Raw genomic sequence first — 13,049 nt, 5'->3', positions numbered from 1 at the left:
TTAATGCTGTTTTAACTTCGTATAAATTCAGTCGGTTATTAATCCATGTTTCTTTGCGCCGAAGCTGACCTTGTCACCTGGTTTAAGTGTCAGCGCCGGGTCGCTGACTACTTCGCCATTCACCCGGATCGCCCCTTCGGAAAGTTTGCGCCGGACCTCTTTGTTGGACGTCGCAAAGCCTAGCGCAGTCGTGCCCTGAACGATGTTCAGACCCTGCGCGCCCAGGCTAACTGTCGGCAGGTTGGCGTCTGACGCGCCTTCCTCGAAAGTCTTGCGTGCCGTCTCGGCCGCCAACGTCGCAGCATCTGCGCCCCGGCAAAGCGCCGTCGCTTCATTGGCCAGGATCTTCTTGGCCTCGTTGATCTCTGCGCCCTGCAAGGAGGCTAGGCGCGTCACCTCGTCCATCGAAAGGTCGGTGAACAGGCGCAGGCGATTGGCTACGTCGGCGTCTGCCGTGTTCCGCCAGAACTGCCAGTAATCATAGCTGGAAAGCTGGTCCTCGTTCAGCCACACAGCGCCGCCGACTGTCTTGCCCATCTTGGTGCCATCGGCGTTGGTCAGTAGCGGCGTCGTCAGGCCGAACACATGGGTGCCATCGACTCGCCGGGCCAGTTCAACGCCGTTGACGATGTTGCCCCACTGATCCGAACCGCCCATCTGCAATCGGCAGGCCGACCGGCGTGAAAGCTCCAGAAAGTCATATGCCTGGAGGATCATGTAGTTGAATTCGAGAAAGCTGAGCGATTGTTCGCGGTCCAGCCTCATCTTGACTGAATCGAAGCTCAGCATCCGGTTGACCGAAAAATGCTGCCCGATGTCGCGCAGGAAAGGGATATATTCCAGCTTGTCGAGCCAGTCCGCATTATCGACCATGATCGCGTCGGTCGGCCCGTCACCGAATTTCAGGAACCGCTCGAACACCCGCTTGATGCTCGACACATTGGCGGCGATGGCGTCGGTGGTCAGCAGCTTGCGGGCTTCGTCCTTGAAGCTGGGATCGCCGATCTTGCCGGTGCCGCCGCCCATCAGGACGATCGGCTTGTGCCCGGCCTTTTGCAACTGGCGCAGCATCATGATGGACACCAGATGCCCGACATGCAGCGACGGCGCGGTGGGATCGAAACCGATATAGCCCGGCACCACCTGTCTGGCGGCGAGCGCGTCCAGCCCCTCCGCATCGGTCAGCTGGTGAATGTAGCCGCGCGTCTCGAGCAGGCGGAGTAGATCGGACTGATAGTTGCTCATGGCGCGCGCCTGTAGCATTGCGGTTGCGACTGTAAAAGAGGCGGAGGTTCGATCATGCTGGCAATTGGGCTGATGTCCGGCACATCGCGCGACGGCATCGACGCCGCGATGATCGAAACGGACGGGGAGGGACAGGCGCAGGCGATCGAATTTCACGCCATGCCCTATGATGACGGCTTTCGCTTGCGGCTGGCAGAGGCGTGCACGCGGGCGATGGCGATGAAGACGCAGGGCTTTGAGCCGCTGATCGCGTCGGTCGAGGCTGAACTGACCGAGCGGCATGTGCAGGCGGTCGCCGACCTGCTGGGACGTAGCGGGCATATTGCCGAAGATGTGGGCGTGATCGGCTTTCACGGTCATACCGTGGCGCACCGGCCTGAGTGGGGCTGGACCTGGCAGATTGGCGACGGAGCGGGACTTGCCGGGGCTTTCGGGATCCCCGTGGTGGCCGATCTGCGCAGCGCGGATGTGGCGGCGGGCGGGCAGGGCGCGCCGTTGATGCCGGTTTATCACCGGGCGCTTGCCGAGGGGCTGGAAAAGCCCGCCGTGGTGCTCAATCTGGGGGGCGTGGCCAACATCACCTTTATCGGATCGGATGGCACATTGATCGCGTTCGACACCGGGATGGCGAGCGGCCTGATCGACAACTGGATGCAGCTTCAGGGCAACGCCGCCTATGATGCGGGCGGGGCGTGCGCCGTCGTAGGGCAGGTGGACGAGGAACGACTGGCGGCGATGATGGCCGATCCCTGGTTCGACCTGCCGCCGCCAAAAAGCATCGACCGCGAGCAGTTTAGCATCGATGCGGTTAAGGGGCTTAACCTGGAAGATGGCGCGGCGACGCTGACGGCGTTCACCGCCGCCGCGGTGGCGCGGGCGATCGATCACCTGCCTGAGCGACCGACCGCAATCCATGTGGGCGGCGGCGGACGGCACAACGGCGCGCTGATGGCGATGCTGACCCGCCAGACCGGCGTCGCCGTGATGTCCGTCGATGAACTGGGATGGGACGGCGATGCGCTGGAGGCGCAGGGCTTTGCCTATATGGCGGTACGGCATCTCAAAGGATTGCCGATCAGCTTTCCAGGAACGACCGGAACGCCGACGCCGATGACGGGCGGGGTTCTGTTCCGGCCATGAAGCATTACAATCGGCGGCACTGGGTTCTGGCGGCGGGCCTTTCGGCGCTGGCTGGCTATGTCGATGTGATCGGTTTTCTGCGGCTTGGCGGTCTTTTCGTGTCGTTCATGAGCGGCAATTCGACGCGGCTGGCCGTTGGCACGGTGCAGGGAAGCGAAATTGCCGCGCGGGCCGCGCTAATCATCGCACTGTTCATAGGCGGGGCGGCGCTGGGCGCGATTGTCGCCCGGATCGCCGGACGATGGAGAAAGCCGGTTTTACTGATGCTGGCGGCGGTGCTGCTGGGGCTGGGCGCGAGCGCGGTGATGCTGTCGGTGCCTGCGATGGTGATCGCGATGGGGCTGCTCAACGCTGTATTCCTGCGCGACAAGGAAGTCAGTATCGGCGTTACCTATATGACCGGCACGCTGGTAAAGCTGGGACAGGGCATCGGCAATGCGCTGGTCGGCGGAGAACGGACGAGCTGGCTGCCCTATGCGCTATTGTGGACGGGGTTGATGGCCGGAGCGTTAATGGCGGCCTTTCTTCATGCCGTCCTGCCGGTCGATCCACTATGGGGTGCGGCTGGCTGGACCCTGGCGCTGGCGCTTTTCGCCGCGAAGTGGTTGCCCCGCCCGGTGGCCTGATCAGCGCTTGCGCGTCAGTTCGCGCATGGCGTCGTCAATGCCCTCGATCGTCAGCGGATACATGCGTTCGTTCATGATCTCGCGGATCATCCGCGTCGATTGGCTATAGTCCCAATGTTGCCGGGGCGTCGGGTTAAGCCACACCGATGCGGGATAGGTGTGGAGCACCCGGCTCATCCAGACGGCGCCCGGCTCTTCGTTCATATGTTCGACCGATCCGCCCGGATAGCTGATCTCATACGGGCTCATCGCCCCATCGCCGACGAAGATCACCTTATAATCATGTCCATATTTGTGCAGGACATCCCATGTCGGAATGCGTTCCGAAAAGCGGCGGCTATTGTCCTTCCACACGCCTTCGTAAAGACAGTTATGGAAGTAGAAAAACTCCATATTCTTGAACTCGGCCGTCGCCGCTGAAAACAGTTCCTCGCACAGCCGAATGAACGGATCCATCGATCCGCCTACGTCGAGAAAGAGCAGCAGCTTGACCGCATTGTGCCGCTCTGGCCGCATGCGAATGTCCAGCCAGCCCTGCCGCGCCGTGCCCCGGATCGTCCCTTCCAGATCCAGTTCGTCGGCAGCGCCCTCGCGCGCGAAGCGGCGCAGACGCCGGAGCGCGACCTTGATGTTTCGGGTGCCCAGTTCCTTGTTGTTGTCCAGATTCTGGAACTCGCGCTTTTCCCATACCTTGATTGCGCGCTTGTGTCGGCTTTCGCCGCCGATCCGAACGCCTTCGGGATTATAGCCGCCGTGGCCGAACGGGGAGGTGCCGCCCGTGCCAATCCACTTGTTGCCGCCCTGATGACGTCCTTTCTGTTCCTCCAGCCGCTTCTTCAGCGTCTCCATGATCTCGTCCCAGCTGCCGAGCGACTTGATCTTCTCCATCTCTTCAGCGCTCAGATATTTCTCGGCGACCAGGCGCAGCCATTCTTCGGGAATTTCCGCGTCTATGCCCTCTGTGCCCAATACGCCCTTGAAGACCTGGGCAAACACCTGATCAAACCGGTCGATCAGCCCTTCGTCCTTCACATAGGTGGCGCGCGCGAGGTAATAGAAATCCTCCGGCCGCTGCCCGATGACGTCGCGGTCCAGCGCCTCCAGCAGCAGCAGATGTTCCTTGATTCCTACCGGGATTCCGGCGGCGCGGAGAGCATCGAGGAAATTGAGCATCATGACCGCGCCCTTGTCGGATACCCGGCCGATGGATGCAAGGTCCCCCGACATCATGGTTGACGGAATGTTAAGTGTTGCATTGCATCCTTAATAAGGCAGTATCCATGACTGGATTTGAGGGCGGGTAACCATTGGAAAACGGGCAGTTGTTGACCGATCTGGGCGAACGGTCCGGGGACATAGCGCTGCAATGCAGCGAAACTGCCGGCTTCCTTGCTGAACTCACGCGGCGCATCCAGGCCGACTCGGTGCGGCTCGGCCAGCTCCAGTCCAACATGGAGGCTTTGGCCAGCAGCCAGAATGAAAGCGTCGTGGCCGCACAGGAACTCAGCCTGACCTCTCGGCGCGCCGCTCGCATCATCGCCGAAGGGCATGAGGCGATCATACAGTCGCTGGCGCAGGTTGCGGGGCTGGTCGAGCATGTGACCGGGCTGGAGGGACGGCTTCGTCAGTTTCTGGACGTGATCGAAGCGGTGGGCGGCATATCCGACCAACTGGGCGCCATCGCCCGCCAGACCCGACTGCTTGGCGTCAATGCCGCGATCGAAGCGGCACGAGGCGGCGAAGCGACGCAGGGGTTTGCGGTGGTCGCGGATGAAATCCGCCGCCTTGCCGGGCAGGCGGGCGACTCTGCGGCTTCGGTCGGTGACAAGCTGGGCCAGTTGGACCGCGACGCGCGTCACCTTATCAGCGGGGTCGAGGCCAATATTGTGCGCGGCCGTGATGTCAGCGCGCATATCGATACGTTAAGCGTCACCATGGCAGAGATCGCGTCACTCGTGACCCAATTCGGTGATAGATCGAACGCCATCGTCACCTGCACCGACGAAGCGGACTCCGATGTGAAGGCATTGCGCCTGGGGCTTACCAGCTTCAGTCAGTCAGCGACCGAAAGTGCGGGCCGCGTGGAAGTGGCCAAGACGCAGCTTGAGCAGCTTGAAGGCATGGCGAATGACATGCTCAACAGGGCCGCGCATGGCGGCCACCGTACGCGCAACAGCCGCTATATCGGTTATGCGGAGGAGGGGGCGGAGGAGATTTCGCGCCTGATCGAGGCAGCGCTGGGTTCAGGAGAATTGTCTCCATCGGCTTTGTTCGACACCCATTATCGCGCGATTCCAGGGTCCGACCCGCCACAATATGAAAATGGGTTCACCGCCTTCGCCGACCGCGCCATTCAGCCCGTGCTGGACAGGCGGACGGCGCAGGATGAAGCGATCGTGGGCTGCTGCCTCATCGACATGAACGGATATTTGCCTACGCATATCACTGCGCGCAGCCATCCCCAGCGGCCCGGATCCCCTAGCTGGAACATGGAGCATGCCCGCAACCGGCAGATTTTCATGGACAGCCAGACTCGCCGCGCGTTGGACGGCGATGGCGATTTCTTCCTCTTCACATATCGGCAGGATCTGGGGGAGGGGCGTTATCGCGCGCTGCGGAGCGTGTTCGTGCCGCTGCGGTTCGATGGCCGCCGATGGGGCCTGTATGAGGTTGGCTATCTCATCTGACCCTTGCCATAACGTCCGTCCCGCCTGAATTTACTGAGCCGCATCCGCACGGCGCATCGTGACCTCACCATTGGCGGCGTAATGCGCGGTCGTTCGCGCTTGCGCGGTTTGCGGGTCTTTTCCGTCGATGATTTCAGCGATCTGACGGGGGCTGGGAATCCGGTCATAAACGCCGAACAGCTCGGTCTGGCCAACCGAATGTATCGACATCTGATAGCCTGTGCCGGAAGTTGTCGGATCGAACGCCATTACGGTTCCCGCGTCATCGATCGGAACGATCACGGCGCTATTCGGCCCCTTTTGCTGTTGCAGCACATCGTAGCTGCCATCCGCGGTCTGAACCCGGGCGCGAATGCAGAAGGCGGCCTTCTCACCTGTGTCGATGACGTTGGCGAGCGTTTCGGATGCCTGGGCCGTAAGGGTGGCGTCCGCTGCATCCTGGCTGGGACAGGCGGCAAAATGCGCTGGCGCGATCGGCTGTACGCTTTGCGGCTTATCGAAATGCAGACCGTTCAGCATGCCATCCAGCCCGGCGAGAACTTCCTTTCGCCGCTCGGTCGGGCCGGTTACGCGCAGCTTCACCAGCCAACGTCCGGCATGGACCAATCCCGCAGCGGTGGTCAGAGCGCCATCGGCAGCACCATCGTACACCGCGCGGATCGCGCGGTTGGCGTTTCCGGCAATCGGAGCAGTTGCGTAAGCGGTGCGCCGCGTTTTCGTGCCAAAGCGTTCGGTGATCGCGCGATCGGTCATATATGCGGCCAGTGAACCGTCCGCATAGCTGGGAAGATAGACATATAGCGTCGCCTGGATCGCGCCATCTTCCGACAGATATTGGGCGTAATTATCAATGCCCTTGCCCCCGTTCGACACCTCGCCGCTCTTGGTCAGGGAGAGGCCGCCAACCGTCTGCGGCAGGCTGATGCCAGCGGCGTCGGAACGCAGGCTGGTGTCGCTTATCGACCAGGCTTCACGCTCCTGGGCGGCATGAACCAGAGCAGGCGCTGATGCAAAAAACAGGGCCGGCAACAGGGACAAGACAGGCTTGAACATCGACATCCTTCCCGATTCACGCCGTCTTGTCGCGGCTTTGAATATCTAGCAGGAAAGTTGAGCCGAATTGCAGCCTGGGCGCAAGTGGGCTTTTACGCGACCGGAGGAATTTGGGCCGGATAATGAGGCAGGCCTGGGTCCAGATGCGCCCAATCGGGAGCGGCGCTGGTCCAGATCACTGCCTCAGGCCCGATCAACGACGGATCATCCAGAGCGCCTGCCCGAATAAAAGTAAGGTGAGGCCGCGATTCGGCAAGGCTGAACAGCGGCGTCCCGCATTGTGGGCAAAAGCCGCGCCGCATGCTGTTGCCGCTGTCGGCGATGCTTTCATGCCACCGTACTTCGCCATCGGCATGAACGCTGTCGGCAGGGAAGCAAATATTGACGGTGCCGGAGCCGCCACCCAGATATTGGCACAGCCGACACCAGCACATCCGCGCCGCCAAAGGCTCAGCATCGATAGTGATGCGAACTGCGCCGCAAAGGCATCCTGCATGGTGAGTCACAGACCAACCTCCGTCCTCGTCAGGCGCCGCATCGCCGGGCCAACGTCGATCCGTCCTAGCGCCCCTGCCGCCTGGCCATGAATGCCAGACGTTCGAACATCATGATATCCTGCTCATTCTTCAAAAGCGCGCCGTGGAGCGGAGGAATCGCTTTGGTCGGATCACGTTCTTGCAGGACTTCCAACGGCATGTCCTCATTGAGCAGCAGCTTCAACCAATCGAGCAGCTCGCTGGTTGAGGGCTTCTTTTTGAGGCCGGGCACGTCGCGGATCTCGTAAAAGATCTCAAGCGCCCTGTTCACCAATATCTTCTGTATTCCGGGGAAGTGAACATCGATGATGGCTTGCATCGTCTCACGGTCGGGGAATTTTATGTAATGAAAGAAACAGCGCCGGAGGAAGGCGTCCGGCAATTCCTTTTCATTGTTGGACGTGATGACGACGACCGGCCTTTCCTGGGCCGCCACCGTTTCGCCCGTTTCATACACATGAAAGGCCATCCTATCGAGTTCCTGCAACAGATCGTTGGGAAATTCGATGTCCGCCTTGTCGATCTCGTCAATCAGCAGCACGGGCAGGGTGGGTGAGGTAAAGGCCTCCCACAGCTTGCCTTTGCGAATATAGTTGCTGATGTCATGAACGCGCGGATCGCCGAGTTGCCCATCGCGCAGGCGGGCCACGGCGTCATATTCATACAGGCCCTGATGCGCCTTGGTCGTGGACTTGACGTTCCATTCGATCAACGGGGCGTTCAGCGCCTTGGCGATTTCCTGGGCCAGGACTGTCTTGCCGGTTCCCGGCTCGCCCTTGACCAGCAACGGGCGGCGCAGCAGCACCGCAGCGTTTACGGCGACCTTCAGGTCGTCGGTGGCGACATAATCTTCCGTACCTTCAAATCGCATGGGCTTGCTTCGCTTTCCTGTCCTGCATTCCGACTAGGGAAAGCGAACCAGCGTCGCAATGCGTTTGTGCCTCAGGATTTCTGCCGCCGTATTTCGGCGCGGGCCTGTAGCAGGTCCCAAAGGCCGCGCTGCTGACTGAGCAACTGGCGTACGCCGAACTGGATCGCCCGGTCGGTCGCGTCGTCGCCACCAATCGCCGCCGCGACGCTGAAGGTCGTGCTGCGGTCCGGCAGATGGCAGGGATGGGGCTCCAGCCCGAGCCGAATCGCCGCCATGTCGAGTATTTGGCGTACCGCTTGCCAATCCAGCAGCAGGGCGACCGCAGCGCCCATCGCGCAGCCCCGTCTGTCGGATTGGGCCAGCATGTCGAGCGCATGTCTTTGCTGGCTGACGATCGCCTCGCAATCGCTCTGTCCGGTGGTGCTGGGGGCTGGCCCCGCAGCTACTGTCACCTGCGTCAGATAGGCTCTTTCACGGGCGAAGCCATCCGCCGCCCCAATCAGCCAAGCTCTGGCCGTGCTTTCGGTTGATCGTGTTGCGGCATGATCGATCACGCCAGGGTGACGGCCATGAAGCAGGCAAAGATAATGTGCGGCATCGGCAAGGTCCGGCGGGGTCAGCGCGGCGTCGCGCCCAATTCCGACTCGTGCGCTGCGGGCATGGGTATGAGCCACCGTGCCGTCCACAGCGACGAGTGCCTCAATCACCTGAGATATGTCGCCTGGATTCGGGCGTGCTGCTGCTTCGTTCATCATCAACCCCTGCGCGACCGCCAAGCGCCATCGCGGCCGTTTCAGGGATTATAAGGAAGCGAGGTAAAAGAGGGGTTTATGCGATGAAAAAAAGGGCGACCCGCGAGCCGCCCTTTCGGTTCACTTCGCCATGCGCTCAGCTTTACTGGTCCAGGAAGCTGCGCATTTTCCGGCTGCGGCTGGGATGTTTGAGCTTGCGCAGCGCCTTGGCTTCGATCTGCCGGATACGTTCGCGGGTCACGCTGAACTGCTGGCCCACTTCCTCCAGGGTATGATCGGTGTTCATGCCGATGCCGAAGCGCATGCGCAGCACGCGTTCCTCGCGCGGCGTCAACGACGCCAGAACGCGCGTCACGGTTTCCTTGAGATTCGCCTGAATCGCGGCATCAACCGGGATGATCGCATTCTTGTCCTCGATGAAATCACCCAGGTGCGAATCCTCCTCGTCGCCGATCGGCGTTTCGAGGGAGATCGGCTCCTTGGCGATCTTCATCACCTTGCGCACCTTCTCGAGCGGCATGGAAAGGCGCTCGGCCATTTCCTCCGGCGTCGGTTCGCGGCCCTGTTCGTGCAGGAACTGGCGAGACGTGCGCACCAGCTTGTTGATCGTTTCGATCATGTGGACCGGAATACGAATTGTCCGGGCCTGGTCCGCGATGGACCGGGTGATCGCCTGACGAATCCACCAAGTGGCATAGGTCGAGAATTTGTAGCCGCGCCGATATTCGAACTTATCGACGGCCTTCATCAGGCCGATATTGCCTTCCTGAATAAGATCAAGGAATTGCAGGCCGCGGTTCGTGTATTTTTTAGCGATGGAGATGACGAGGCGCAGGTTCGCCTCCACCATTTCCTTCTTCGCGATACGCGCTTCGCGCTCACCCTTTTGCACCATGTTGACGATGCGGCGGAATTCGCCGAGGGACATGCCGGTTGCCTGCGCGATTTCGCTCACTTCGGCGCGGATGCGATCCACCGCGCGCCCCTCCGCCGCCGCGAAGGCCGCCCATTTTTTGTCGATGCCCGACACACGATCCATCCAGCCGTCGTCAAGCTCGTGGTTCACGTAGCGATCGAGGAAGTCCTTGCGGCTCACCTTGTGCCGTTCGGCCAGGCGCAGCATCTGCCCGCCGAGCGCGGTCAGGCGCCGGTTATAGGCATAAAGCTGATCGACCAGATATTCGATCTTCTGCTGATGGAACTGGACGCTCTCCACCTCTGCGGTCAGCTGCTCGCGCAGTTCCTGATAGTCGTCCTCCGCCTTCTGGCTCAGGCTCTCGCCATTGGCCATGGCGGTCATGCGCGATTCCTGCGCACGGGAGAAGGTGCGGAAAATCTCCGTGATCGTCGCGAACTTCTCCAGCGCCATCGGCTTGAGAGTTTCTTCCATCTGGGCGAGCGAGAGGGTGTTGTCTTCTTCCTCTTCCTCTTCCACGCGACGGGCGCGACGTTCGGTCAGGCCGTCTTCCTCCTCGTCGGCGTCGGCGGCCTCCTCCTCGGGCTCCTCCTCTTCCTTGAAGCTGGGCCCTGCGGTCTTTTCGCTGATCTCGCCGTCGTCGTCCTCGGCGCCTTCCTCAAGATTCTCGGGGGCAGGATCCTTGGACAGCATGGCGTCGAGATCCAGGATCTCGCGCAGCTGCATTTCGCCATTGTTGAGCGCGGTCGACCATTCAATGATGGCGTTGAAGGTTGTCGGGCTTTCGCACAGGCCCAGGATCATCGTGTCGCGACCGGCTTCAATCCGCTTGGCGATAGCGATTTCGCCTTCGCGGCTGAGCAGTTCGACGGCGCCCATCTCGCGCAGATACATGCGCACCGGGTCGTCGGTGCGATCGACGGTTTCCTTTTTCTTTTCCGTAACGAGTTTAGGCGCGCCGTCATCGTCGCCCGAATCGTCCTCAGCGTCTTCGGCATCCTCGCGCTCGCGCTGATCGTCGCCGTCTTCGCTGGCTTCCTCATTTTCGACGATGTTCACGCCCATTTCATTGAGCGCGGCCATGATGTCCTCAATCTGCTCGGAGGACATCTGATCCTGCGGCAGGGCATCGTTCAGCTCGTCATAAGTGATGTACCCGCGCTTCTTGGCGCGCGCGATCAGTTTCTTGACCGACGCCTCGTTCAGATCAAGGAGCGGCGCATCGCCGGTATCCACATCCTCGCCCGCACCCTTGCCTGTCGCCTTGCTCGCCATTTATTCGCCTTAATTCGATCATCCCGAACGGGACGATAATCAGATAATATCTTCGGACTGCGCCAGTTCCGCCAAGCGCTGGTCATGATCCATCTTCATCCGATGGATCCGCTGCTGCTCGGCAAAGGTCTCCTCGGTGAGGTCTTCCCTCGCTCGTCTGGTGGCTTCCGCCAGCGCCGTCTCCAACTCCGGTCCTTGCGCCATCACCCGGATAGCCTCCTCCAAATCGCGCTGCACGCGATCCGAGTCGGTCTTCATCCTGTTGGGGGTGAATGTGAACGTGTCGGCCCGGAGCATTCCCTTTGCCATATTATACACTTCACCTTGGCCCAATATGGTAAGGAGGCCCTCGGTTTCAACTGTTTCTTGCGTGAAAGACGCTGCAACCATCGCGCGGAGCAATTCGCCGAGCGCCGAATCGGCAATTTGGAGGCCAGACAGCATCTCGCGGTGCAGTGCGATCTGCTCGGGATGGCGCAGCAGGCTGGCCAGGACGGCGCGCAACAGTCGCTGCTCCATCCCGCTTGCGCCAATTGCCCTGGCTTCGTTGCCGGCGGGGGGCAGGGGGCCTTCCAATGGCCTCGCCGGTCGCGCTGCCAGCCGGGGCGCGCGCCGCCGCGCTGATGCCGCGGCTCAGCGCTCGTGGCCCGGCGGGCAAAAAACTGCGCGTCGTAACGCTGCCGGAAAATCTGCACATAATGCGCCCGGACGTCGGGATGTGTGATGGCGTCAGTTATCGCGGAAAGCCGTTGCTTCAGGCCCGCGCGCTGTTCGGGCGTATCAATTGGCGCGGCATTCTGTTCATGTGTCCAAAGCCGATCCACCAGCGGTTCGGCGGAATCCAGGACCTTCTCCATTGCTGCGGGTCCTTCCGATCTGATCAGATCGTCAGGGTCCTGGCCAGCAGGCAGGGTGGCAAAGGCCAGGCTCATGCCCGGCCGCAGTAGCGGAAGCGCCCGGATCGCAGCGCGAATCGCGGCTTTTTGCCCAGCCGCGTCGCCGTCGAAACAGAGGATCGGGACGTCCGTCATTTTCCACAGCCGTTCGATCTGGTGCTCGGTCAGCGCCGTGCCCAGGGGAGCGACCGCTTCGCCAAAACCTGCCTGGGCGAGCGCAATGACGTCCATATAGCCCTCGACCACGATCACCCGCCCGCTTTGGCGGCTGGCAGGGGATGCGCGATCGATATTGTAGAGCGTCCGCCCCTTGTCAAAGAGGGGGGTGTCCGGCGAGTTCAGATATTTGGGTTCGCCAGCCCCCAGAATCCGCCCTCCAAAGGCGATGACCCGTCCGCGAATGTCGCGGATCGGCAGCATCAGGCGTCCCCGGAAGCGGTCATAGCTCTCACGCTTGCGGGCCTGGGTTGCGCTGTCGTCGGCCGCGTCCGGATCGATCAGCAGCCCTGCCTCTATCAGCATCGGGTCGCCGAAATCCTTTAGCGCGGTTTTCAGTTTTGTCCGGGAGTCGGTGGAATATCCAAAGCCAAAGATGCGCCGCGTCGCATCGCTGATGCCTCGACGGGCAAGGTAGTCACGCGCTTCGCTGCCTTCTATCCCGCCCAGCTGTTCCTCGAACAGTGCCTGCGCCGCCGCCATGACGTCATGCAGCCCCTTGGCCTTTTCAGCCCGCTGCGCCGTGAACGGGTCCGGCGCGGGAACATCCATCCCCGCCGCCGCCGCCAGCTCCTTCACCGCCTCCATGAAGGGCAAGCCGCGCTTATCCGTCATCCAGCGGATCGCGTCCCCATGCGCCCCACAGCCAAAGCAGTGGTAAAAGCCCTTCTCATCATTGATGGTGAAGCTGGGCGTCTTCTCATTATGGAACGGGCAGCACGCCTTATACTCGCGCCCAGCCTTCTGCACCTTCACCGTCCGCCCGATCAGCGTCGACAGCGAAGTCCGCATGCGCAGTTCATCAAGGAAGGAAGGGGAGAGGCTCATAGCCTCCT

General features: G+C 61.4%; 10 protein-coding genes and 1 pseudogene. 3 read left to right on the top strand and 8 right to left on the bottom strand.

The window, feature by feature from the left end; genetic code table 11:
- Nucleotides 1-27 precede the first annotated feature (27 nt).
- Nucleotides 28-1,245, bottom strand: coding sequence for a tyrosine--tRNA ligase (gene tyrS, locus B6S01_RS02520; RefSeq protein ID WP_037463202.1), 1,218 nt, complete (start codon nucleotides 1,243-1,245; stop codon nucleotides 28-30).
- 54 nt (nucleotides 1,246-1,299) lie between these two features.
- On the opposite strand from tyrS, the gene B6S01_RS02515 reads away from it, so the two are divergent.
- Both B6S01_RS02515 and B6S01_RS02510 read left to right on the top strand, forming a co-directional pair.
- Nucleotides 1,300-2,385, top strand: coding sequence for an anhydro-N-acetylmuramic acid kinase (locus tag B6S01_RS02515; RefSeq protein WP_037463106.1), 1,086 nt, complete (start codon nucleotides 1,300-1,302; stop codon nucleotides 2,383-2,385).
- Nucleotides 2,382-3,011 carry a YoaK family protein gene (locus B6S01_RS02510; RefSeq protein ID WP_037463104.1) on the top strand — a complete coding sequence of 210 codons (630 nt, stop codon included), beginning with the start codon at nucleotides 2,382-2,384 and terminating at the stop codon, nucleotides 3,009-3,011. Before B6S01_RS02515 ends, B6S01_RS02510 begins: the two co-directional genes overlap by 4 nt.
- Here the strand turns inward: B6S01_RS02510 and B6S01_RS02505 are convergent, their stop codons facing one another.
- Nucleotides 3,012-4,187 (bottom strand): vWA domain-containing protein, encoded by a 1,176-nt coding sequence (locus B6S01_RS02505; protein WP_037463200.1) that lies wholly within the window; start codon nucleotides 4,185-4,187, stop codon nucleotides 3,012-3,014.
- A gap of 146 nt (nucleotides 4,188-4,333) precedes the next feature.
- On the opposite strand from B6S01_RS02505, the gene B6S01_RS02500 reads away from it, so the two are divergent.
- Nucleotides 4,334-5,698 (top strand): methyl-accepting chemotaxis protein, encoded by a 1,365-nt coding sequence (locus B6S01_RS02500; RefSeq protein WP_174525922.1) that lies wholly within the window; start codon nucleotides 4,334-4,336, stop codon nucleotides 5,696-5,698.
- A 30-nt stretch (nucleotides 5,699-5,728) separates the two neighbouring features.
- Here the strand turns inward: B6S01_RS02500 and B6S01_RS02495 are convergent, their stop codons facing one another.
- From B6S01_RS02495 to dnaG, 6 genes and pseudogenes are all read right to left on the bottom strand, one after another.
- Nucleotides 5,729-6,751, bottom strand: a complete 1,023-nt coding sequence (locus B6S01_RS02495; RefSeq protein WP_037463198.1) for a hypothetical protein — start codon at nucleotides 6,749-6,751, stop codon at nucleotides 5,729-5,731.
- Nucleotides 6,752-6,843: 92 nt separating this feature from the next.
- Entirely contained in the window at nucleotides 6,844-7,257 is a 414-nt protein-coding gene (locus B6S01_RS02490; protein ID WP_037463102.1) for a GFA family protein, read from the bottom strand.
- 55 nt (nucleotides 7,258-7,312) lie between these two features.
- On the bottom strand, nucleotides 7,313-8,158 hold the full coding sequence (locus B6S01_RS02485) for an AAA family ATPase (protein ID WP_037463101.1): 846 nt from the start codon (nucleotides 8,156-8,158) through the stop codon (nucleotides 7,313-7,315).
- A 71-nt stretch (nucleotides 8,159-8,229) separates the two neighbouring features.
- Nucleotides 8,230-8,910 carry a DUF6975 family protein gene (locus B6S01_RS02480; protein ID WP_037463195.1) on the bottom strand — a complete coding sequence of 227 codons (681 nt, stop codon included), beginning with the start codon at nucleotides 8,908-8,910 and terminating at the stop codon, nucleotides 8,230-8,232.
- 142 nt (nucleotides 8,911-9,052) lie between these two features.
- Nucleotides 9,053-11,101 carry an RNA polymerase sigma factor RpoD gene (gene rpoD / locus B6S01_RS02475; protein ID WP_037463100.1) on the bottom strand — a complete coding sequence of 683 codons (2,049 nt, stop codon included), beginning with the start codon at nucleotides 11,099-11,101 and terminating at the stop codon, nucleotides 9,053-9,055.
- A 39-nt stretch (nucleotides 11,102-11,140) separates the two neighbouring features.
- Nucleotides 11,141-13,041 (bottom strand): annotated as a pseudogene (gene dnaG / locus B6S01_RS02470) (DNA primase).
- Between the last annotated feature and the right edge of the window lie 8 nt (nucleotides 13,042-13,049).

The organism is Sphingobium herbicidovorans (genome assembly GCF_002080435.1).
GTDB classification, from domain to species: Bacteria; Pseudomonadota; Alphaproteobacteria; order Sphingomonadales; family Sphingomonadaceae; genus Sphingobium; species Sphingobium herbicidovorans.
The sequence above is the reverse complement of the archived record's forward strand: the minus strand, read 5'-3'. Positions and strand labels throughout refer to the sequence as shown.